At 56.8% G+C, this 24,071-nt stretch carries 16 protein-coding genes; 12 read left to right on the top strand and 4 right to left on the bottom strand.

The genetic code is table 11. The features are described from left to right. The 4 genes from KCG44_RS05050 to KCG44_RS05035 all read left to right on the top strand — a co-directional run. On the top strand, nt 1-2,909 hold a 2,909-nt coding region (locus KCG44_RS05050; RefSeq protein WP_369411923.1), incomplete at its 5' end, for a calcium-binding protein. A 12-nt stretch (nt 2,910-2,921) separates the two neighbouring features. Further along, entirely contained in the window at nt 2,922-8,516 is a 5,595-nt protein-coding gene (locus KCG44_RS05045; protein WP_255536362.1) for a calcium-binding protein, read from the top strand. A 117-nt stretch (nt 8,517-8,633) separates the two neighbouring features. Further along, the gene (locus KCG44_RS05040; RefSeq protein ID WP_218444592.1) at nt 8,634-8,984 is read left to right on the top strand and encodes a hypothetical protein; all 351 of its coding nucleotides are present in this window, start codon (nt 8,634-8,636) and stop codon (nt 8,982-8,984) included. 82 nt (nt 8,985-9,066) lie between these two features. Next, nucleotides 9,067-9,753 (top strand): hypothetical protein, encoded by a 687-nt coding sequence (locus tag KCG44_RS05035; protein WP_218444591.1) that lies wholly within the window; start codon nt 9,067-9,069, stop codon nt 9,751-9,753. Nucleotides 9,754-9,810: 57 nt separating this feature from the next. On the opposite strand, the gene KCG44_RS05030 is transcribed toward KCG44_RS05035, so the two are convergent. The 3 genes from KCG44_RS05030 to KCG44_RS05020 all read right to left on the bottom strand — a co-directional run bounded on the left by KCG44_RS05030 (nt 9,811) and on the right by KCG44_RS05020 (nt 14,097). Continuing rightward, on the bottom strand, nt 9,811-12,153 hold the full coding sequence (locus KCG44_RS05030; RefSeq protein WP_218444590.1) for a serine/threonine-protein kinase: 2,343 nt from the start codon (nt 12,151-12,153) through the stop codon (nt 9,811-9,813). A gap of 4 nt (nt 12,154-12,157) precedes the next feature. Then, complete coding sequence (locus KCG44_RS05025; RefSeq protein WP_369411922.1) at nt 12,158-12,715, bottom strand: ECF-type sigma factor; 558 nt, start codon at nt 12,713-12,715, stop codon at nt 12,158-12,160. Between the two features lie 253 nt (nt 12,716-12,968). Continuing rightward, nucleotides 12,969-14,097 (bottom strand): IS3 family transposase gene (locus KCG44_RS05020; RefSeq protein ID WP_218444589.1). Its coding sequence is split into 2 segments (ribosomal slippage): nt 12,969-13,854 and nt 13,853-14,097, totalling 1,131 coding nucleotides; the frame shifts between segments, so codons are not numbered across the junction. A 373-nt stretch (nt 14,098-14,470) separates the two neighbouring features. Between KCG44_RS05020 and KCG44_RS05015 the strand changes: the two genes are divergently transcribed. From KCG44_RS05015 to KCG44_RS05000, 4 genes are all read left to right on the top strand, one after another. Continuing rightward, complete coding sequence (locus KCG44_RS05015; protein ID WP_218444588.1) at nt 14,471-15,658, top strand: helix-turn-helix domain-containing protein; 1,188 nt, start codon at nt 14,471-14,473, stop codon at nt 15,656-15,658. Between the two features lie 86 nt (nt 15,659-15,744). After that, complete coding sequence (locus tag KCG44_RS05010; protein WP_218444587.1) at nt 15,745-17,628, top strand: SGNH/GDSL hydrolase family protein; 1,884 nt, start codon at nt 15,745-15,747, stop codon at nt 17,626-17,628. A 68-nt stretch (nt 17,629-17,696) separates the two neighbouring features. After that, entirely contained in the window at nt 17,697-18,002 is a 306-nt protein-coding gene (locus tag KCG44_RS05005; RefSeq protein ID WP_218444586.1) for a hypothetical protein, read from the top strand. A 650-nt stretch (nt 18,003-18,652) separates the two neighbouring features. Beyond that, nucleotides 18,653-19,336 (top strand): M24 family metallopeptidase, encoded by a 684-nt coding sequence (locus KCG44_RS05000; RefSeq protein ID WP_218444585.1) that lies wholly within the window; start codon nt 18,653-18,655, stop codon nt 19,334-19,336. Between the two features lie 2 nt (nt 19,337-19,338). On the opposite strand, the gene KCG44_RS14515 is transcribed toward KCG44_RS05000, so the two are convergent. Then, nucleotides 19,339-19,818, bottom strand: a complete 480-nt coding sequence (locus KCG44_RS14515) for an Lrp/AsnC family transcriptional regulator (RefSeq protein ID WP_218444584.1) — start codon at nt 19,816-19,818, stop codon at nt 19,339-19,341. A 128-nt stretch (nt 19,819-19,946) separates the two neighbouring features. Between KCG44_RS14515 and KCG44_RS04990 the strand changes: the two genes are divergently transcribed. The 4 genes from KCG44_RS04990 to KCG44_RS04975 are packed head-to-tail and all read left to right on the top strand — an operon-like array spanning nt 19,947 to nt 24,041. Continuing rightward, nucleotides 19,947-20,999, top strand: coding sequence for a pyridoxal-phosphate dependent enzyme (locus KCG44_RS04990; RefSeq protein ID WP_218444583.1), 1,053 nt, complete (start codon nt 19,947-19,949; stop codon nt 20,997-20,999). Continuing rightward, the gene (locus KCG44_RS04985; RefSeq protein ID WP_218444582.1) at nt 20,996-22,207 is read left to right on the top strand and encodes a CaiB/BaiF CoA transferase family protein; all 1,212 of its coding nucleotides are present in this window, start codon (nt 20,996-20,998) and stop codon (nt 22,205-22,207) included. The genes KCG44_RS04990 and KCG44_RS04985 overlap by 4 nt, the downstream gene beginning before the upstream one ends. After that, nucleotides 22,204-22,905, top strand: coding sequence for a glutathione S-transferase family protein (locus tag KCG44_RS04980; protein WP_218444581.1), 702 nt, complete (start codon nt 22,204-22,206; stop codon nt 22,903-22,905). Before KCG44_RS04985 ends, KCG44_RS04980 begins: the two co-directional genes overlap by 4 nt. Beyond that, entirely contained in the window at nt 22,905-24,041 is a 1,137-nt protein-coding gene (locus KCG44_RS04975; protein WP_218444580.1) for an ArgE/DapE family deacylase, read from the top strand. Before KCG44_RS04980 ends, KCG44_RS04975 begins: the two co-directional genes overlap by 1 nt. Nucleotides 24,042-24,071: the final 30 nt, after the last annotated feature.

The raw sequence follows: 24,071 nt of genomic DNA, 5'->3' as shown, positions 1-24,071 counted from the left end.
CGCAGGGCGTTCTCGCTATCGATTTCCTTGAAGCCGTCACGGGCCTATCCGGGAATGATCTGAGAACTGCCGATGTTAGTTTTACCGGCCATTCATTGGGCGCCGGACTGGCAGGTTATGTCGCCGCAATCTTTGAACGCGACGCAACGCTATTCGCAAATATGGCCTTCGAATTTGCGGCTTCAAATGCATTTTTCCAGGCGACTGATCCGCAGGATAGTTTCGATAGTCTTCTCTTGGACACCGTTTACGGTGGCGATGATCCCTGGCTGCCTGAAATTGGGACTAATCTGCACGGATATGCGGTCGTTGGCGAGTTTCTGACCCCCAATCGATCTCTGCAGCTGACCCCAGACGATCCTTTGGTATCACATGGAGGGCTGCGTTCTCCGTTTGACCTCCACAGCATGGCTTTACATGTGCAGCTTCTGTTCGCCGAAGAAAACGGTGCGCAGTTCGCAAGCTGGGAAGAAGCTGGTGAGCCGTTATGGGATGCGGCGTTTAACGACGAGATCGGACTTGCGGCCAACTATGCCATCGCAAGTGATGGCGCACAGTATGATGCGGGCGACAAGCTGATGAACGCTGTCGCGTACTCAGCAATTCAAGACGGGACAAAGCCCTTTGGCGATACGGCAATATGGTCACAATTCGACGATGCGAGCGATCTTGGAAAATTTCGTCTTGCTGCAACTGAAGCCGATCCGAGATATGATCTTGTCAGCAGAGCGGCGGCTGAAATTCTTGTGCAGTTCTCCGGAGCGCTCGCGAACGGGAAAATTGAAACAGCGGAAGACGATCCAGACGATTTAAGAAACGGAATTCTGAGTTTTGACGGAGCAACTCAACTCCTCAGCCTCGATGTGTCGGCCGAAAAATGGGGTGCGACAGCGGGAGGCGATTTTTCTGGAATAGACGCTCAGGACATCCATAATATCAGTGAGTTTTTTGGTGATTTGGTCACTAGTGCCGCCACAACCTATGCGAACACACCTTATCCGGGCGAGACGCTCGTATATTCGGCTGCAGAATCTCTGTGGGGCGTGTCCGACATGGAAGGGAACCCGACCGAAATTTTTGGGACACTGGTTATCGCCACCGCCAGCGGGGGGTATGGCGAACTCGTTGCTGCTGACGATGAAGTCGCCGCGGAGGCCAGGTCATTCCTTGCGGGCGGCGCGGGCACCGACCATATTCTGGGCCTTATCGAGGGCGAGGACATGTTGCTCGGAGGTGCCGGGAACGACATGCTGTTTGGCCGCGGCGGTGACGATATCCTGGACGGGAATCGGGGTGACGACCTTTTGATCGGTGGGAAGGGCGACGACCGCATTGTCGGCGGCGACGGTCTCGACACCGTCAGATTCTTTGCAGACGGTGATCCGCAGCGTGGCACGGATTCGATCCTGGTCGAAATGCGCGCGAATGAAAATGTCGCAGATGCGCCTGTCACAGCCCATGTCCTGAACGACGGCAATGGCGGACAGGACGAGCTGTTGCTCGTGGAACGGGTTATTCTTGGCGATACCGATGACCGCCTTGTTATCAAGGCCATCGATAAGGAAGCCATCGGTGACCTTGATTATATCGACCTTGGCGGAAATGATGCAGCTGAAGGATCGGAGATTGGCGACCGATTGGGCGGTGACGAGGTCGATGCGAGCGCTATTGATGAGTCCGTCGCGGGTGATTTTTCCGGTGGAACTCAGGGCGTTTGGCTAAAAAGTGACCCTTTTACCCGGATAAACTTCAAAGGTGCCGAAGCCGTTCGAACCGGCTCAGGCAATGACGAGGTCACCACTGGCTCCTGGGACGCTGATAGCGGCAAGTTCATGCAGATCGATACCGGAGACGGGAACGACAAGATCTTTGTGGCTGGCGAAGGCGCGGTGATCACAACGGGCAGCGGCGCGGATCAGGTCCAGATCGGCAAGACGATCCAGTACACCGACCTAGATAGTGATGACCGCATCTATCATGGCGGGCGGCAGTTGCACGGCGCTGTGGGAAGCATGACCACCGAAGACCCATATGCGTATAATGGCTTTCTGCGCATGGGCCTGAATGTCGATGGCGAATTGGTGATCGAAAATCTGGCCAATGGCAATGAGACATTTCTTGTCGACGCCAAAGTTGGCCCCGAAACCGGTGCGGCCGATCGTACTGCGGGACTGTTCGCCTTTGAGAAATCTTTCGAATTCGTTCGCCTGTTCGATCCAAGCCTTCCCAAGGGCTGGTTCAATGCGTTTTACGAAGTCAATTTCTCGATCGTAAAGGCGCTGACCGGCCTAACTCTCTACCAGGGTATCGATCCACTGGTATTCGACCTAGATGGCGACGGACTGGAGCTCTACCAAAGCGACTTCAGCGGTGCGAAGTTCGACATCGATGGCGATGGCTTTCGAGAGCGGACTGGTTGGGTAAAAGCCGGAGACGGGCTGCTCGTCGCGGATATCAACGACAATGGCGTTGTCGACAATGTGGCAGAACTATTTGGTTCACCGCTTGAGGACGGGTTTGCCGAGCTGGCCTCGCACGATGGTAACGCCGACGGTGTTATTGATGCCAATGACAGCATGTTTTCTTCACTCCGCATGTGGGAAGATTTGAACGGCAATGGCGAAACCGACAGCGGCGAACTGCGCGAGCTGTCGCATCATGGCATAGTTTCAATTTCGCTGACGACGGCCGCGCCTGCCGATGACGAGGTGGCGGGAAACCGCATTGCCGCACAGGCGCAGTTCACGCGTATCGATGGCAGTACGGGCGACCTGTACGACGTGCGCTTCCGCAACGACAATCATCGTAGCGAATATATGGGCGATAAGAGCGTTTCAGCGGACGCGGCACAGCGCGCGAATCTCAAAGGCTATGGCACATTGACGGATCTGCACGTCGCCATGACTTAGGACAGCGCCGTGATGACAGCCTTGGATGTGGTTTTGCCGACTTTGGATACCGCGGACATTGAGGTTCTTCGCGTCGCGGCGCTTCCGCTGTTGAACGCATGGGCGTCGCATGTACCTGATTTTGCGCCGGACCTGAACATTCTGACGCCCGTCGTCCCAAGCGCGGGCATTGCGTTGGCGCATACCTTATCGGCTGAAGGCGGCATTGGCACGGTCAGCGGGATTCTGGTTCCGCCCACGACAGCGGGCTCGGACTGGCGCATATTCCGGCTTCAAGACATTGACGGTTCGGTGGAGGTCGTCGAATCGGCATATGCCAGCTATGCGGACGGGCTTTCTGCCCTGGGTGGCGGTCTTGCCGTTGACGAGAGCGTCACCGAGATTTCTGGCGAGGAAGTCACGTTTTTCGAGCGCTACACCGGCGAGCGCCTACCCTTCGCGGACTATGCGCCCGCCAATCCGGAGGCGGGCCTCGATGCCGTTGGCGATTTCACAAATCTGCTGCGCGACCGGCAGGAAGTCTTCGCCGTGCGGCTGGCGCTGCAGGGTCCGCTCGGCGATCAGCTTTTCCCGGGCGTCGATTATGATGCCACTGAAGACCGCTTTACGCTGTCCGATGCCCGCCAGCTCATTCCATCTTATGAAGCGATCCTCGGTAGCCTTCCGGCTGATGGTGACGCGGCACTGACCGAGCTGCAGGGCTGGAAGCCGATCCTGGATATCGTCATTGGCGGGCTTGATCGCGGCGATGGACTGGTAAACAGCTACAATTACTTATTTGGCAATATCGTTGCCGCTTACGAAACCGTGGACCCGAACATCGACATACGCGACGCCGCCAACGAACTCGGCGTTCCCAAAAATCGGATTGTCGCGGGCGAAGGCGTACTCAACGGGACCAGCGGTGACGACATTTTCTATGTGACCAATGGTAATACGCTTGTTGCGGGCGGTCAGGGGTTCGACAGCTATGTCTTTGGCCGCGAGTTTGGCGATGTCGTCGTCGATGACGTTGAAGCCATGCTCACCGAACAGGTTGACGACGTCATTCGGTTCGCAGACTATGCAAGCGGTGATTTCACCGCCACGCGCGAAGGCCTGGACCTGATCCTGGCAGTGACCGGAACCGACAATGTGGTGAGGGTCAAGAACCAGTTCACCGGTTCGACGCCGGGCCTCTTTGGCGGCGACTTCTCGCCAGACAATGGCGTTGCCGAAATATCATTCGCCGACGGCGTGAACTGGAACCGGATCACAATGGCGCAGGCCGTTTCTCATCCTGGCGAGGGGGATGAAACTGTTATCGGCACCGCTTCGATCGACTGGCTCGACGGCGGGGCCGGCAATGATTTTCTTTCCGGCGGGGACAATGGTGATGGGTATGTCTTTGCGTTCGGCTATGGTCAGGATTCCATTCACGAAAACGTCAATAACATCCTCATCGACCTACCGGACTTCGTTGAGTTCGGTGCGGGCGTTCGCCTCGACGATCTCGAGTTTGTCCGTAACGGCCCGTCAGATGATTTGACCATCCGTCTGACAGGCACCGACGACGAACTCACGATCATTGATCAGTTCGAAGCGGCCTACACAGGTCCTCTGGGCAAGCAGTGGCTGGACCGGATCGAGTTTCTGTCGTTCGAAACGGGACGGACGCTCGACTGGCAGTCCCTCATGACCAAAATGGTCGCTGATGCCAAAACCGAAGGCGATGACGAGATTTACGGCTTTGATGTGACTGACAGGCTTGATGGTGGTGCGGGTGATGACCTGCTTTCAGGTGGCAATGAGTCCGACACCTACATCTTCAGTATCGGCTATGGCCATGACACGATCCGCGACGCCGCAGATAATATTTTGGCCAGTGACACCGACCGAATTGAATTCGGGGCCGGGATTACCCCGGATATGATCCGCCTCTCTCGCAACGGCGCAAGCAAATCGCTCGCGATTTCTATTGAGGGGCACGCCGATCAGTTGACCATCGACGGACAGTTCGATCATTTTCACACCGGCGTTTTTGGCGTGCAAAATTGGAATGAGATCGAGCGATTTGTTTTTGAAGATGGGACGGTCTGGACCGAATCTGACGTCCGCCAGCGTCTGCTGAATCAGATGTCGACTGATGGTGATGACGTCATTCATGGCTACGTTTTCAGCGAGCGCCTGAATGGCGGAGCTGGAAATGACACGCTTTCGGGCGGCGATGGAAACGACATCTATGTTTATGACGCTGGGTACGGAAATGATCTGATCGTCGAGCAACTCGACAATCATAATTTTTCGGATTTTGACATTGTCGAGTTCGGCCCAGGTCTGACCGCTGCTGACATGGATGTCTCCAGGAACGGCGACGCTTTGGTGTTCACCGTTCAGGCATCTGGCGAAACACTGACCATAGGCGGACAATTCGATAATTATATCGGCTTTACCGATCACGATGTCGAAGAATTCCGGTTCGCGGACGGGCTTGTCTGGAACAAATCGGATATCCAGTCGATGCTGCTGGCATCTACTGACGGCGACGACACGATCACCGCTTTCCACACTGCGGACACCCTTGCGGGCGGCCTTGGCAATGATACACTTTACGGCGCTGACGGATCGGATACATATCTGTTCAATATCGGCGATGGTCAGGACACCATTCATGAAAGTGTCGAATTCGCAAATATCAGCGACAATGATCGTCTGATCTTTGGAGCGAATATTGCGCCGACGGACGTAAGCGTCTCGCGCTCCGGAAACGCATTGACTCTGAGTATTGCGGGTACATCCGATAGTGTGACGGTCTCCGGTCAGTTCGCACATTCAAGCTGGTTTAGCTGGAATGATATTGAGCATTTCGAGTTCGCCGACGGCACGGTCTGGAGCAAGCGCGATGTTGCCAACATGGTCCTTGGCGGGACATCCGGTGACGACAATCTGGTCGGCACGTTTCAGAATGACGAGCTAGACGGCCGTGAAGGTGACGACGTTTTATCTGGCGGCGATGGCTCGGACTTCTACTATTTTGGCGTTGGATATGGTTCCGACATAATTTTCGAAACGGTGACCGATCATAATCTGTCAGAGAACGACAAGGTCATTTTCAATGCCGGGATTGTTCCTGACGGCGTTCATTATGCCAGAAATGGCGATCAACTGATCATCAGTCTCTCCGGTTCGGCTGACAAACTGACGATTGATGGCCAGTTCTACAATTATGTGGGCTTCACCGACCGTGATGTAGAAGCCTTCGAGTTTGCGGACGGCACCGTCATTACGAAATCCGATGTGCAGGCTCTCTTGACGATTGGCACTGCGGCGAATGAGACCATCACCGGTTTTCATACCAGCGATCGCATCGATGGCGGCGCGGGCAATGATATCCTGCGCGGCGCCGATGGTGCCGACACATATGTATTCGGTCGCGGCTCCGGCAATGACATCATTCAGGAAAGTGTCGAATATACGACGATCTCTGACGCGGACCGCATTGAGTTTACCGAAGGGCTAGCGTCCGCCGACGTCACCTTTGCGCGTGATGGTACCAATCTGATGATCGCGATCAATGATACAAGCGATACGCTAACCATCGAGGGTGCATTCGCCGTTTCGGGTGATACGCAGAGCTTCACATGGACGGATATCGAATATTTCGATTTCGCGGACGGTGAGACACTGACCAAGAAAGACGTCCAGAATCTTCTCCTGTTAAGCACGGACGGTGACGACACGATCGACGGTTTCTGGACCAGCGACGTTATCGAGGGCGGCCTTGGCAATGATCTGCTACGTGGGGGACGCGGCGACGATGGCTACATTTACAATGTCGGTGATGGCGATGATGTGATTTCGGATTTTCGAAATTATTGGGGCAATGATGGCGACTATGTGCAGCTTGGCGCGGGGATCACGCCCAATGAAACGGTCGTTCGCAAATCCAGCACGGATGCAAACGACGTTGTTCTGACTTTCGACAATCTCACCGGTTCCATCACCCTCGATAATCAGGTCAATGGTGGCCGCGAATGGACGATTGATCAGATCAGGTTTGATGATGGTACCATTTGGGACAAAGACGAGATAGCCGGTCGGCTGGTGTCCGGCCAAGCAACCAGCGGCGATGACGTGATCAATGGGACGTCCGGCGTCGATAACATCTTCGGCGGTGCCGGGAATGACACGCTGCGCGGCAACAATGGCGGCGACAGGCTGAACGGGGGCCTCGGCAATGATCTGCTTGAGGGCGGCAAGCACAACGACGTTTACGAGTATGAACTGGGCGGCGGGCACGATATCATATCGGAATTTCACGATTATTGGGGAAGCTACGACCGCATCGACTTTGGCGCAGGCATAGACGCCGATGACCTGCTCTTCACGCGAGATGGCGAACACCTTGTCATCGACTTTGAGGGCAATGATGGTTCAATCAAGATTTATCACCAATTAACAGGTGGCTATGCTTCGCGCGAGTGGGGAATCAACGAGCTTCGCTTTGATGATGGCACGATATGGAGCAGGGGCCAGCTTGACCGCGCATACATCGCCCAACAGGCAACTGACGGTGACGACCTGGTATATGGCACCAGCAGAGATGATGTCGAAATTCGTGGCGGGCCGGGCAATGACGACCTGTTCGGAAATGCTGGCAATGACAGCTATTTTTTCGAATTAGGAGACGGACAGGACCGTATCTTCGAAAATGAAAGCAAATATGGCAGCGGTGGCAACGATAGGCTGGTTTTTGGCCTTGGGATCACGTTGGATGACCTGCTTGTCTCGAAGACCGGCCAGTGGCATGACCTGACCATTGCCATCGCGGGCACGAATGACAGTATTTTTCTGGATGAAGTGGATGCATCTGAGCATGGCCGCAGATATAATCGGATCGAAACATTTGTCTTTCAAACCGAGAATGCTGATGGCTCGATTACTCAAACCAGCATAAGTGAAAGCGCGCTGCAGGCATTGCGGATCGAGCAGGAAACGACCGAGGCCTCCGAAACCATTATCGGCTCACGCGGCGATGATCGGATCAATGCAGCAGGTGGTAACGACAGCTTGCGCGGATGGGACGGCAATGACCATCTGCATGGCGGGACCGGAGACGACTATTTGAACGGCGCCGCAGGTCACGACACCTATTATTTCAACCTGGGTGACGGCGTGGACCGGATTTACGAGGGCGAAAACAGATTAGGGAATGGCGGCAGCGAGAAGCTGATCTTCGGCGTGGGTATCGATTTGGAAATGCTCACTCTGACCGACCTTGGCGCAGATTATCTGATAGAAGTCGGTGTACAGGGGGATTCAATCACAATCCAGGGACAGGACACTTCGTACCGCGGTCGCACATATAATCGTGTCGAGCGCTTCATATTCCAAACGGAAGAGGCCGACGGAACCATTACGCAAGAGACGCTCACATATGATGAACTCAAAGCTGCATATGCTGACCTGCAGAGTAATAGCGGGCAGGTGGAACAGGCGAGCAGCATAGAGGCTATTGGTGCCCCGTTGACGGAACAGGCGTTTTCGGAAGAGGACATGTGGGAGATAGGCTTCTACACACCTTCAGATGGCCCTGACCATCATATGACGATGTTAGAGATGGCCTAATTTCCTACGATTCGGAATATGCGCGCCAGCGTTTTGATGGTTCACGCGGCCTGAGGGCCTGAAAACTATCCGAGAAGCGCCAAGGCGAAGGTCGAGGCGGCTGAACGGCCGAATACCTTGTTGGCGGACGCCGGCACTGCCTTCGAGGCGCTCTTCGCCGCTGATCGCGGATACATCGCTGCGTATCGGCAGCAATACGGCTCGGAGGCGCATTCCACATCCCTGTTGTTGATCCATAAGTTTCGCGGCGCTCTGTTGAGCGACCTTGAGCTGAATGCGCTGGACCTCCTGCGCCACTTCAACCAGTCCCGGGCGAAGGGCACAACCGCCGCGATACTGAAGAGCGGATCGGTTGCCATCCGCAAGAACGCAGGTGAGATCGCCATCGGAGAAGCCAAGCCGCTGTATCAGGTGGCCGCTAATGGAATGGCGGAGGGATCGGCTTCAAACAGTGCGATACCGAAATGATCCGTTTTGCCGCTAAAATCCGCCTATTATTGTGTGAAGCCTCTGCAGTTGCGCGGAGGCGCGTACGATAAAGGGTTTTGAGATGAAAATTGGTTTTGGATTGGCTGCGGCGACGGCCGCACTGGCGCTGGCGGCACCTGCCAGCGCCGTAAATCTGGTCACAAATGGCGATTTCGAGGCGGGAAATACGGGATTTGTTTCCGACTATACCTATCGGGCCGGCGGGAATTTCTCTGCTGCCGAGTATACGGTCGGTAACAACCCCAGGGCGTTCAACAGCAACTTCGTGCAGGCTGGCGACCACACGACCGGCGATGGTCTGATGATGATCGTCAACGGCTCGACAAACCTGAACGACGTCGTCTGGCAGTCGTCCAATATCGCGGTCGACGGCATGACCGATTACTTCTTCGAAGCGTTTGTCATGAACGTATTCGCGGCGGCGCCACCGGTCCTGACGTTCACCATATCGCTCGATGGCGGCGTGGAGCAGGTTCTCGACACGCTCTCGGTGCCTATCCAAACCGGAATCTGGAACGGCCTGTCGACCAGCTTCAACAGCGGAACGGCAACCGATGCGGTTCTGCGCCTGCGCAACGCGCAGACCGCGTTCGGAGGCAATGATTTTGCGATTGACGACATCAATCTCAGCATCACATCCATCGTCAATCCGGGTGACCCCAATCCGGTGCCTGCCCCGGCAGCGGCGGTTCTGATGGCCTTGGGTCTGGCCGCCGTTGGCGGTGCGAGGCTTCGCCGCAAAGCCTGACAGATGCATACCTCCTCCTGCCGGCTTGATCCGGCAGGAGGAGGATGCACATGCCAGTCAGGCCGGACAGCTCACGAGACGCTGTTCCATGCGGGCAACGCGGTAGCGTTGCGAGGTCATGGGGAGCGAGAGAGTTTCAGCATAGTCGCGGTACATTTGAAGGGCTTCGCGCATCGTTGCGCATGCCGCTTGTGTCTGACGGAGCGCCCACTGCGCTTCCGATGCCTCCTGAAGGTGGTGAGCATAGGAAAGGGACGGCAGGGACTCGATGCCGCCGGGCCCGTCGGCACGGCGCGCATAGTCAAGCCCCTCGCCCAAATGGGCTTGTGCGGCCGGGACATCTCCGCGCTCCGCCGCAATCCAGGCGTGAGCTAGGCTGATCGTCGCCAGATGGCGCTGCAATCGATTGTCGAGCGGGTCGGCGCGGACCGCCTGCAGCGCTTGGCGATGAACGGGCGCGATCACCTTTTCCGCCTCCTTTGGCCGCCCAATGTGCAACAAGGTACGCGCGAGGTTACTCGCAATTACGGCTTGCAGATCGAAATCCTCGGGCTGCCCGGTTTCGTCGACAAGCGCACTCTGTGCGGCGAGCGCTTGCCGGAAGAGCGGGATTCCGTCCTCATAGCCCCCGGTCAGGATTGCGACGCCGGCATTCAGGTTCAGAAGGTCGTTCTTGGCGCGCCGCACGCGCGGATCGCCGACGAATGCGGCGGGGGCGGCCTTCACTTTCGCATATCCGCCCTTCAGAAGGCGAATGCCGCGTTCCGGTTCCGTTGAACAGCAGGCCAGAAAATCGCCGAGATGGCGATATGCCTCGGCTTCCGCGGCGATGACCGCGGCCGATGGCTTTTGGACGGAGCCCAGAATTTCAAGTGCGCGCTCGCCGTGATGAATGGCGGCGGCAATATCGACATAGCTGGCGCCCTTGCTCCGCATAAGCGCGATTTCGGTCCTGGCCGCGGCCAGCCGCATGTCATCGGAGGGACGACTTTCCAGCAGGGGCTGGAAAAGGGCAGCCGACTGACCAAGATAGTCGAGACCCTGACGAAGCTCGCCCGCATTTCCCGGTGCGAAACCGCCCGTCACCTGGGCCAGCCTGTAAAGCCCCCTGCCCGCGCGCAACTGCACGGAGGGCCGGGAATCCCTGGCGGCAATATCATTCAGATATGTTTGCGCATTTTCGGCGATCAGTAGGCGCGATGCGGTCGTTCCCGGCACGCGGCTCAGTTCGTCATAAACGTCGAACATCAGAAAATCTGCCATGCTCTGGGTTTCGGCGAGCTGCTTTTCAGCGACGGATTGCGCCAATCGCGCCTCCTGAAACCCGGTCAGCATGGCGGCAAACCCGGCTACAAGCGCAAGCGCGCCGACAATTGCGGCCGTCACAGCGAATTTCTGCCGGTTGGCAAACTTCTTCAACGCATAGCGACGACGTCCAGAGAACGCCTCGACCGGCTGCGCCCGGAAATAGCGCTTTATGTCGGCGAGCAGCGACGCGACCCCGTCGTACCGCGCGCCAGGGTCGATATTTGCAGCCTTCTGCACGATCGCGTCCAGTTCGGGATTGCCGTCCCGGCCCACCAGGAATTCCAGGATCTTTCCCAATGAATAAATGTCCGCGAGCGTGCTGGCGGGCGCCTGCTCAAGCTGTTCAGGGGCACCGTAACCCGGCGTGGCAATTCGGTCCGGTTTTGCCGACGGGCCCGGTCCGTCCGTATCGCCAGCCGGACTCCGCGCAATTCCGAAGTCGATGAGCTTTGCTTGTCCGTCGTTCGTGACCAGGACGTTCGCGGGCGTCAGGTCGCGGTGGATGATCAGGTGCTGATGAGCATATCGCACAGCTTCGGCGATCTGCTGAAAGAGATCCAGTCGGCGCTCGAGATGCGGCCGATGATCATCGACCCAGTCGACCAGCTTGCTGCCTTCGACAAACTCCATGACGAAATAGGGCGTCCCGTCGTCCAGCATACCGCCATCGTACAGGCGTGCGATATGGGGATGGTTGAGGCGGGCAAGCAGTTGCCGTTCCCTTTGGAAACGCTCGGTCAGCGCGTCCGAGAACAGGCCGGGCTTGATGAGTTTGATGGCAACTCGATGTTCGAAGTCGTCGATGGACCGTTCCGCAAGATACACCGTGCCCATACCGCCCGAGCCGATGGCATCGCCAATGCGATAGGCCCCGATCCGCTTCGGAACCGCGGCGGGCGCAACCCTATCGAAGGCGGCGCCGGTCCGAATGGCGATTGTCCGTTCGGCGGCAAGCAGCTGGAGAAGGCGGTCTCGCAGCTTCGCGTCGTCTCCGGTCCTTTGACGCAGCCAGGTTTCGCGCTCGTCGTCCGTGATGACCAACATCTGCTCGAAAAGCGAAAGCACCCGCCGTTCGCCCGCGACGTCGGTCATGCCTTTATGACTGCGGCAGCGGATTGGCCATGGCATCCGCGATCCATGCTCGCGCCGACTGCCAGCGCCTTTTCACTGTCGGCTCGGACAGGCCGGTGACTTCGGCGACCTCCGAAACGGTCATGCCGCCAAAAAACCGCATCTCAACGATATCAGCGAGGCCTGCGTCGATGACGCCAAGTCTGATCAGCGCACTGTCGAGCTCGTGCAGGTCGACGCTTCCCACGCCCTCCAGCCTTGTTTGGAGCTCCACCTTGTCATGATCCCTCTTATTGGCGTTTCTTGCGCGCGCGTTATCGATAAGGACGTTACGCATCAGCTTGGATATCAGGGCAAGAAGATGTGCGCGGTTCTGCATGAGCGGTTCGATCTTGACGATGCGGAGGACCGCTTCGTTCACGAGGTCGTTTGTCGATAGCGATGAGTGCCGTTCACTGCGCAGCCGGGACGCCGCGATCTGTTCAAGTTCGGGCAGCAGGCGCGCGATCAGCGCATCGCGGGAGGACGTATCCCCCGCCCGCCAGTCGGTAAGCAGTTCCGCTGTCTCGATCCGCTGCGCCACATTTTCTCCTTGCAGTTCCGCTAGCGCACTGCCGTTTCGGCGGCAATATCTCAGAATCACCAACCCGCCCGCAGTCATTGTCATACCAATTGCATCGCTAGCCGCCGGGCGCTGGACCGCTAGCCTGGCTCGATGGCCAGACCGTGTCAGCCAGGCCAAAATCGGGCAGCGACTTCTTCAGCAGAATAGGGCGCAAAAGCGGACCTACGTACGAATGGACCTGTCCCGTTTTTGTGCCGCTCCAAGTGCTCGTTTAGGCCACTTTACGCTCGAATGCGACAGGGCTTTTCCAGCCGAGGGCTGAGTGCCGCCGTCGTGGATTGTAGAAGCCATTGATGTATTCGAAGATTGCCATCTGAGCATCGCGGCGTGTCTGCCACGACCGCCTCCAGATCAGCTCTGCCTTGATGGTTTTGAAGAAGGTCTCGACGGCAGAGTTGTCATAGCAGTTGCCTTTTCCACTCATCGATACCCGGAACCCGTGCTGGCGCAGGAGCTTCTGGTAATCGTGTGAACAGTATTGGCTTCCGCGATCCGTATGATGGATGCAGCCCTTGGGCGGCTGTCGCAGTGCAACGGCCATCTTCAAGGCCCTGATCGCAAGGTCGCGTTTCATCCGGTTGCTGACCGCCCAACCAATCACACGGCGGGAATGCAAATCCAAGATCACCGCGAGATACAACCATCCTTCGCGGGTCCACACGTAGCTGATGTCGCCCGGCCATTTCCGGTTGGGCTCGTCCGCCGTGAAGTCCCGGTTCAACAGGTTCGGTGCGATGTTGAAGGCGTGGTTGCTGTCGGTCGTTACCTTGTATTTCTTCGACCTCTCAACCCGTATGCCGTTTTCACGCATCAGCCGGCCAACACGACGGTGCCCGACGTTAAGACAAAGCTCTTTCAATTCTTCCGTCATCCTCAGTCGCCCATAGCTGCCCAGGCTGAGCCGGGACTGCTCTTTGATGTGGGCCAGGACGACCATGTCGGTTCGCTGCCGTTGGCTGGCAGGGCGGTTGCGATAGGCGCGCAGGCCCCGGGCGCTGACATCCAGAACGTCACACATCCGCTTGGCGCAAAACACGTCACGGTGCTCTTCGATGAACCTGAACCTCATGGCTTTTGCCCCGCGAAGAACTGCGTTGCTTCTTTAGGATCTCCCTCTCCTCCCTGAGAATACGGTTCTCGCGTCGAAGCCGTTCATTCTCGCGGGCAAGCTCAAGGTCCCTGTCAGATACAACATCGGTGTCGCGATGTGCCGTCACCCACTTGTTCAGTGTCGATAAGCCAATACCCAAATCTGAGGCAACTTGCCTGCGTGTCAGTCCGCTGGTCAGCGCAATCCGCACCGCATCAGCCCGAAATTCGTCCGTCCGTTTCGTTCCCATAGTTCGTCTCCTTCGCTGCAATAAATGCTATCAAAGGAGCGGCATCAAACCGCGACACGTCCATCCTTGGGTCGACATACTCGGGGATGGCGTGGAGCACTTGGACTAAGGGTTCTTGGTTTTCGGCGAACCGGAGTACGTGCTCAATTTGGGCCGAATGATCAATTGCTTCCTTTAAGCGCAGCGAAGCTGAAAGCGAACGCCTGGGTAGTATCTCTAAACCAATCAGAACGCTTGGTTTTCAAAGGCGAAACACCTTAAGCCAGCCCGGCTTTTTTGGACTTCTTTCCAACCTGTTCCGGAAAACGAAAGTTTTCTGCGACTAATCCCTGCCTCATACACAAGGGCGATGGGAAAAAGGGGGCCGGGGAAGATGTCGAACGAGAGCCAATTAGACCTTATCGTCAATTCCCTCGCAATCGGCGTTGGGCTAATCGGATTGATAGGCATCTGGCTCCACAAACGGGACGATGCAAACGCCACGCATCGTGGACCACTGACATGGTTAATCTTCCTACTGAGTGCGGGCTGCGTTTTCCTCGTTGCGCAAGCGGCAGATGTAGTGCCGGAGACGAGCGCTGTTTTGGTCGCATCGCTCATGACGATAGTCCCGATCCCCGCTCTCACATGGCTCTATGTGGTGAGACTGACATCGCAGACCGCCGATAGTCCTCGCATAAAACGCAAGCATTGGATCATGACGATAGCGTATGGCGTTCTGATTTTGCCCTTATTGGCAGCGCCCGAGCTAGCCCTAGGGGCCGAGCCGGCAGAGGAGGTCATGATAAGAGTCAGAGTCCTCGTTGCGCTGCTGTGCTTCGCTCTTTTCCTCTTGCTTTGGTTTGCGCATCTCGCCCGGGTCGGCTTCCTGACCGTGAGACAGGTCCGCTCGTACCGAAAGCGTCTGCAAGATGCCGTCTCCGACACAGAAGGGCTCGAACTGCGTTGGATCGACGGATTGATGATCTTCATTGCAGGATCGATCCTGCTGTTCTTGATTGACCTTGGTTCTGCTTTCATTCTTCCAGAACCGCTTCTCGGCCCCATCGCCGAAGACTTCTTCTCGCTAGGTGTCGTAACTGGGTTAGTCGTGTTCGGATTGAAGCAAAGCACGCCAAGGCCTGTCTTCGAAAGCAGCGTAGATCTGGCGAGCGATGACGCCGAGACAGAAAGCGGACAAGCCAGCTATGATCGCTCGTCTTTCTCCGAACAGGACTGCAGAATGCTCGCTTTCCAGCTCGACGCGCTGATGAGCAGCGAAAAACGGTGGCTCGATCCATTTCTCGATCTCAAAACACTGTCCCGGATGGTTGGCAGCAAACCCTATTATGTCACACAAGCCCTCAACACCGTGTGCGAGAGAAATTTCTATCGCTACGTGAACAGCTGGCGTGTCGAAGAGGCGGCACGGCTTTTGCTCGAAACCAACGACAATGTCCTCGCAATCAGTGAGCTGAGTGGGTTCAACTCAAAGTCGACCTTTAACTCCACTTTTCGCAAGGAAAAGGGTTTAACGCCAAGTGCTTATCGTAAGGAGAAAGGTGCGCTAGTAGCCGCCTGAAAGGTACGCCCCGCACGGCTCGGACGACGAAACACGCGAAAGTCGCGACGAATCGGTTTCCTCAATTAAGCAAAGGAAACCACAGCGTGTTCACGTTCTCTCATCGCCTTGCTGGCATTGCCGCCGGGCTTTTGTTCACTTCCAGTTTGGCCAGCCCTGCACAAGCGGAAGATTATTTTTTCGGCGACTCTGATCTTGAGCAGGGCAACTTTTACATCCTGTTCGGTGTCGAGGACGACGATATCGATGACAGCTTTCCTTACTTTTGCGAAGGCCGTTTGTGCCGAGATTCCAATGGCCCGGTTTGGTCTGAAATCCTAACGCCGGGCGTTGTTGCCGCATTGGGCGCCGATACCGCGTCGGGGCCGCTCAATTTCGCTGTGTCAGGCGCGCATATGACTGCCATCGGAGATGACAGCTTACCTATCCCAACGGGCGTGGCGGCACAGATAGGATCGTTTGGGCAGCTCGTGGACACGGGGGCGATCTCGGTTTCCGCCGAAGATCGCTTCTTCATCCATGCAGGTCCGAACGATCTGGAGCGACTTTTTAATGGCGAAACACCAGAACAGGTGACGCAGGCTGTGGTGTCCGCTGCCGTAGGCAACGTCGGAGCTCTAGCGGATCTGGGCGCTCGCACGATCGTTATCTCAAACGTTCAGGCTACTGAGCTGCTACCAGCGTTCCAGGACAATGCCTTCGATCCATTCCGCGAGATCTTTCCGGCGACCGTATCAGCCATCAATAGTCAGATGCTGAACCAGCTGTCGACATTGAAAGAAAGCCTGCCCGATGAAACCAATGTGATCCTGGTCGATCACAATGCCTTTTCGCGGCATCTGGTGGCGAGGTTTGCTGATTATGGATTTTCCAACGGTTCCGATGCTTGCCTCGATCCGGTGACGGATGAGGCTTGCGCGCCCGGCCCAAATGGCCAAGACACGCATGTCTTTTTCGATTCAAATCACTACTCGGCTGGCGCGCACAGGCTTTTAGCCGGCTGGTATGCGGCAACGCTCAACGCGGCCGCTGGCGGGGCAAACGCCGATGCGGCTCAGATACCGATTGCGCTATTCGCGGGTTCTGAAGCCATATCACGCGAAGGCGATACCGCATTCCGCCTCGCGGGACGCGGTGACAAAACCATTTCGATCTTTGGTGCGCCGATTTATGATAACCTCACAGCGCGCTCGGGCATTGAGCTGCGCCAGCGCGGCGGTGTGGGCGGTGTTCGCTATGACGGTCGCAGAGGCCTGTTCGGCGGGATCACTGGCTCCTATCTTCGCCAAGAGGTTCACACAGTGAATGCTGGCACATTTGATACGAGAGAGTGGGGCGTCGGCGTAACAGCGGGATATGCGATCGGGCCTTTGGAGCTCTTTGCGCAAGGAAGCTATTCTCGACCCACAGTAGGCGGCTTCGCTCGGCAAACCGGCGCGCTCAATCTTTCCGCGACTGGAGAAACGAAGGCCCAGCTTCTAACCGGTGCGCTGGGCCTCAGCGCTCGAACAAGCTTTGATCGCTTGAACATCGATCTTTCTGCGCGTGCTGAATATCGGCGTGTGCGCATTGATGCCTTCGATGAGACAGCGGCTGAGGGTCTTGAGCTTGCTTACGATAGGCAGCGAGAGAGTTCGCTCTCCACTTTTGCGGATATCAAGATCGGTTGGGAGCTCGCCAAACCTGACAGCGATCTGAACGTGCAGCCGTTTCTTCAGGCACAGGATCGCAGACTTCTGTCGGGAGACACGGTCACTGTGACATCGCAGCTGATCGACAATGTCGCCAATCGTGCATCGCTCACCGTTGCCAATCCCAACTTCAACTCCACGAGCGTGGGCGGAGGGATCGCGTTAGGGGTGAACACTGCAGGGACCAATCTGCGCTTGGAAGCCGGATATCAGCGCCAATTGCGCGGCCCTTTCAAGGACGATGACCGCGTCACGATCAGCCTGTCAGCGGCTTTCTGACCCCCACTGGGAGAGGTCCGGCTGATTGAGTTGGGATGCCTCTCCCCTTTTAATGACGGAGAATAACAATGCGTAAACTGATCATCACCTTAGCGACCGTCGTCATAGCCGGTTGCACCACTATGTCTGATTCCAAAGTGTCGCGGATCAACAGTCTGTCGTGCCCGCAACTTGCCGTCGCGCTAGACTATGAACTCGAGAGCAAGCGCGAGCATGATGAAAGTTCTGCGGCAAATTCCGCCCTGTTTGTAGTCACGAGAGGCGATTTATCAAATCGAGCGCTAGGCGACTCTATCATCGAGGAAATCGAAGCAGGCGAACACAAAAACGCAGCTGACTACATTCAGCAGCGACAAGACGAACTTGGGTGCTGAACAGCTGAGTTGATCTCATTCCATGAGTGGCCATTTCCCAGGTTCTATCTTGGGAAATGGCTGCTGGTTTTCGTGCGCCACCTTGCTCAAGCCAAGTTCCCAAAGAACGAGACCGGCGGCAAATCTGGCGGCCTTTGGGCCGATTGCCGACTGTCCGGATTCGGGCGGACCAGCGGCGAAAGCAGACGTACCACCCAGTTATTCAATCCTCGACCGCTTTGGCCAATTTGGACGCGACTCCAATGTCGACGCCAAGTTTGTAACACTGAACCAGGAGAAGCCGAAGTAACCTAGTTTTTTCAAAATGTATGGTTGCTCATCGAACTGCTTGGCACCTTGGGGCATGGTCGTACACGTTTGATCACTGTCGACCAACATATACGCCGCTGACGCGAAATCGATACGACGGTCCAAGGTGCCGCAACACGCCGCAAACGCATTTTACCGCCAGTCGTTCGTCCATCAGATCCTTATACAAGGGATGATGTCCAAGAACGAAAACAAGTTACGAAGCCCGGAAAAGCGCGATAGCGAGATGGTTGGTCTTCTGATGAAATACCATCAATTTTTTTCTAAAGATGATCAGATTATGTCAGAAATGGCTCCGCCGGCCCGTATTATCTACTTGTTCTGCTGTCTAGCATCACTCTATGAACGCAAAGCCTCCGCATAACTCGCGCACCCTTCGTACGGCCCAAGTCCGCGCGCTGGACCTCCTGAAGATGGTTGAGGAGAGCAAGCTCATTGCTCCGGGCCGATGGGAGCGTGAAATAGCCGCCGACGTCGTGTCTCTGGCACAAGAGCAGTTCGGCGTAACACGGCGTTGGCACAAAGACATTGTGCGGTCTGGGCCCAACACCCTCGCCACTTTCCATGAGCGAAGAGCAGACAGGCGTCTGACCGAGGACGAAATCGTGTTTCTCGATCTTGGGCCGGTATTCGGCGATCTCGAGGCGGATGTCGGGCGGTCCTTTGTCGTCGGAAGTGATCCGGCGAAACACCGGCTCGTATCAGACCTGGAAGAATTGCACGGCGCTGTGGGAGCTAGGATGGCGTCCTCGCCAAACATCAGCGGCGCCGAACTCTATCGTTTTGCCGCCGCACAGGCGCATAATAGGGGGTGGGATTTCATCGGTAAGATTGCGGGCCATATTGTCGGTCCCTTTTCCCACCTTCGTGATGGAGGCTCAAAAGCAGAATTCTACATCAGTCCTGAGAACGAGCGCGTTCTAGCCGATGTCGAATTCCAGGGGGCGCCTGCGAACTGGATCATAGAAATCCATATTGCCTCCCCATGCGCGTCCTTCGCTGGCTTCTTCGAGCAACTGGCCTGACCTTATCTCTCAGTATCATCCGGCCAGACCGGCACGGCCAGCCCCACTTTCGTTCGGTCCATCACGACCGAGGTCCGAAACCGCCGTACATTTTCATTATCGAAGAACAGGCGGCGCGTTAGCTGCTCGAAATCATCCATGTCGCGCGCTACGCATAGAAGGACGAAATCCGCTTCACCCGTCACATAGTAGCATTGCTGGACTTGCGGTTCCCTTTGTGCCGCACGTTTGAATGTGTCGAGCTGGTCGGTGCGCTCTCTTTCGAGTTCGACTAGGATTACGAACGACATTTTCTGGTCGAGTACGTTTTGGTCGACGATCGCGACCTGCCTTTGAATGACGCCCTTGTCGCGCAACCTCTTCAGCCTGCGCTGCACGGAAGCCGGTGAAAGGTGAGAAGCGAACGCCAGATCATTTATGGTCGCGTTCGCATCCTCTTGCAAAACCTCCAAGAGATGACGGTCTGATTCGTCTATATCCACTTTTACAACCTCAATTTATCACTATCAGTCTCCATACGATAGAAAATAATCGAAATTTCATCAACAGTGATATTTCTTAGTCACGCCCGATCTTTAGAAAGACCTCCGAAGAAAGCTGGAGGCATGACGTGCGAACCTTCGTCAGAGATGATAATGTTTTGGAACGCTTGGGGATCGACCTGTCTCCCCCTGCGGCCCTGACGCATTACTTTAACTTCCGGCACGGCCACCTCATCGTAAAGAATGAGGCCGAACGCTTTGGCTTGGGCTCGTTCAAGGCACTTGGCGGATATTACGCTGCTGCACATCTGCTTGAAGCGCGGCGGAACGGCCCAGCCGGGAATGCCGCTGGCAGCGCTGAAATTTCAGAGGGAATCCCAAACTGTACGTCTCTTAGCTTGGTGACGGCCAGCGCCGGAAACCATGGGATCGGGGTGGCGGCCGCAGCGTCGCTACTCGATGCGACCGCGCTTGTCTTTCTCCCGCGAACCACACCGCAAAACTTTGTTCATAGGCTGCGGCAGCTAGGGGCCGAGGTACGGGTCTTGGATGGTGATTATGACGATGCTGTGGAACAGGCACGTTCGTTCGCACGGACCGAGGGGCACACCTATCTGCCCGATACAAGCGAGAAGACTGACGATCATACGGTCCATTTGGTGATGGAAGGCTATTCGCGCATGGCGGATGAAATGGAGCGCGAGTTTCAGGCGTCCTCACGCTGGCCAAACGAGATCTTTCTGCAAGCCGGCGTCGGCACCTTTGCTGCCGCTCTTACTCAGCAAATCCGGGTAAGGTGGTCGCACCAGCCGCGCATTTACATCGTCGAACCGGACAAAGCGGCCTGCCTGGCACACGCCGCTGGCGACCGCGTTCGAAAACCCGATCAAGCGGAGGCGTCGATCATGCAGCGGCTCGACTGCAAGGTGCCTTCGGCGGTTGCGGTCGAGCGGCTGAGAGAGCTCGACGTGAGCTACGTGCAGGTGTCGGACGAGGAGGCGCTAGGCGCCCGCAGCAGGCTCAAAACTCTAGGGCTACGAACATCTCCCTCGGGCGCTGCCGGAATGGCGGCCCACCTCAAGCAGCCTCTTGATGACGCAGCAGAACGAATCTCGCTGATTATCCTCACCGAACGGGATGAGGAGAGCGCACAGGCCGTATCTAAGGGAAATGAATCATGACCGCTTTTGCTTCGGATGGCCCCCTCGCCGGCGTTCGAATCCTTGACTTCACGACGATGTTGTCCGGACCGTTCGCTACGATGATCCTTGCCGATCAAGGGGCAGATGTTCTCAAGATCGAACCTCTAAACGGCGATTACACGCGTTCGCTTGGTCATCGGCAGAACCACATATCGTCGACGTACCTCAACAATAATCGGAACAAGCAGAGCGTCCGCGTCGACCTGAAATCAGAAGGCGGCCAGATGCTTCTTAAAGAGCTGCTGGCAGCCGCAGACGTGGTGGTAGAAAACTTCCGGCCGGGAGTTGCCGCAAGGCTCGGCATCGACTTTCCTAAGCTGCGATCAGAGCGGCCAGATCTCGTCTCGATTTCGATCAATGGTTTCGGTGACGATGGGCCACTTGCAGCAACGCCAACCTACGACCCCCTGATTCAGGCGTTTTCCGGCCTCGCCAGCATTCAAGGCGGCGCGGATGATGCGCGCCCCCGTCTGATCCGAACGATCCTGGCGGATAAACTATCGGCCCTCACGACTGCGCAAGCGATTACCGCCGCGCTTGTTGAAAGAGAGCGCACCGGTCGCGGTAATCACGTCAGCATCTCCATGCTGGATGCGGTGCTCCAGTTTCTCTGGGCATCCGATATGAACGCGCACACTTTCGTGGATCAACCTGTCGAAGAAGATGCGGCTGCCAGCTTCATCGACCTTATCTACGAGGTGCGCGGTGGCCATGTCACGATTTCGGTCATGACCGACGCGCAATGGGCGTCCCTGTGCGGGGTCCTTGGCCGAGACGATCTCATCGAGGATCCAAGATTCGTCGACGCTTCTGCGCGAGAGCGCAACGTGTCCGATCGCCTCGCGCTGACTCAGGAGCTGGTACGCGACTGGCAGGGCTCCGAACTACTGGAACGGCTTTCGCGCGCCGACGTGCCGTGCGCTCCGGTCCTGACACGCAATCAGATGAGATCGCACCCTCACATCGCCGCGCGCAGCAGCGTCTTCGAATTCGACCACCCGATTGCAGGAGCAGTACGACAGGCCGCCCCGGCTGCAAGGTTCGCAAGTTTTGATGCAGTCGGTGAAATCCGGCGGCGCGCTGCGGTGATAGCCGATCGGGATGCGGTGCTCAAATTGCGCGGTCTCACAGCGGATATCATCAACAAGGCTGATCGGCTTGGCGCCTTTGGGGAAGGCGAACAATGATCGAGCTCTATTATGATGCGACCCCAAATGGGCGCAAAATCTTGCTGGCCCTCGAAGAAATGGGCCTCGTTTACACGACAAGGTGGGTCCGCCTCGACCGCGGTGAACAATTCTCGGAAACGTATCGTGCGCTGTCACCAAGTGCGAAGATGCCCGCGCTGGTGCATCATATGGACGGCGAGACGACAACGCTTTTCGAAAGCGGCGCGATACTCGTTTATCTGGCTGAGCTTTCGGGAAGGCTCCTGCCCGCAGACGCGGCAGCCCGCGCGCGCACGCTCAGCTGGCTTTTCTGGCAAACGTCGACCTTCGGACCCGCTGTGGGCCAGGCTACGCATTTCCACAGCTATGCCCCTGCGGCAGGCCATTCCGACAGCTATGCAGCGGACCGCTTCGCGAAGATTTCCCGCAATCTTTACGCGGATCTGGACCGCCACCTCAGCGATCGGGAATTCCTCACCAATGCGTTGTCCATTGCTGATCTAGCGGTTTTTCCGTGGGTTCGGGTCGCACGCGGGCATGGCATTGATCTGTCCAAGTTCCCGCATGTGACGCGGTGGAGCGAGGGGATCGCAAGCAGACCTTCCGCGGCGGTCAAACCCATCCCCGATGACCGCGATGTGCCCTTCAAAACCTATAGCGCACACGCGGATGAGACATGGAAAACCCTTTTTGCAAACGAAACTGGAGGTTGGTGATGAAATCCGAAAGCTTGCTGCGCGAACTTGTCGCCATCGATTCCGTAAATCCGGCCCTTGTCCCTGGCGCTGCCGGCGAAACACAGGTTGCTCGGTTCATCGAGCGATGGTTGGATGAACGAGGTCTGGCCCACCAATGGATCGAACCTGTTCCGGGCAGGCCCAGCATCGTCTCCCATCTGAAGGGCTCCGCAGGAGGACCGACCCTTATGTTGAACGGGCACATCGATGTTGTCGGAGTGGAAGGCTACCAAGGCGACCCCTTTATCCCTGAAACACGCGGCGGTCGGCTCTACGGGCGTGGCAGTTCCGACATGAAAAGCGGTGTCGCTGCGATGATGATGGCATTCGAGCGTCTGCGGGGCGCTGATTTGCGAGGCGATGTCATCCTTGCCTGCGTCGCGGACGAGGAACACGCGAGCATCGGAACCCAGGCGATACTTGATGCAGGCGTGCGCGCGGACGCCGCAATCGTCTGCGAGCCAGTCGGATATGAACTCGTCACCGCTCACAAAGGATTCATCTGGTTCGACGTGGAATTCCGAGGCCGGGCCGCGCATGGTTCCCGGCCGGACAAAGGGGTGGACGCGATCGTGAAAGCGGGCAAGTTTCTCTCGGCGCTCGAAGATTATGCTCAGGATCTCGCCGACCGCCCCTCCCATCCAAGACTGGGAAATGGTTCTGTTCACGCCTCGCTGATCGAGGGTGGAAATGAACTGTCCACCTACCCAGCCCATTGCAAGCTCTCGCTCGAACGCAGGACGGTCCCCGGGGAGACCGGGGAAACTGTGAGGGCGGAGCTTGAGGCGATCATCCAGAGATTGTCCGAAAGCGATCAGCAGTTCGATGCCACCCTGATATCCTCACTCGAGCGAAACCCCTATGCCTGCCCCGAAAACGCGCCGATCCAGGCTGTTGTGGAGCATCAAGCCGAGCGGGTTACAGGCCGAGTGTTGGGTCGTTCGGTCATGAATGGATGGACTGATTGCGGTTTGCTTGGCGCTGCCGGCATCCATAGCGTGCTTATCGGGCCGGGCGGGACGGGTGGCCACAGTGCTGAGGAATCCGTCGATCTCGCATCGGTCGATGAACTGGCTGAGATCATTTACCATGTTGCACTCGAGTATTGCCGATGAAGTCAGAGAACGAGAAATCCTGCAAAGGAG

Origin of the sequence: Pacificimonas pallii (genome assembly GCF_019204005.1) — a bacterium.
Taxonomy (GTDB): domain Bacteria; phylum Pseudomonadota; class Alphaproteobacteria; order Sphingomonadales; family Sphingomonadaceae; genus Pacificimonas; species Pacificimonas pallii.
The sequence above is the reverse complement of the archived record's forward strand: the minus strand, read 5'-3'. Positions and strand labels throughout refer to the sequence as shown.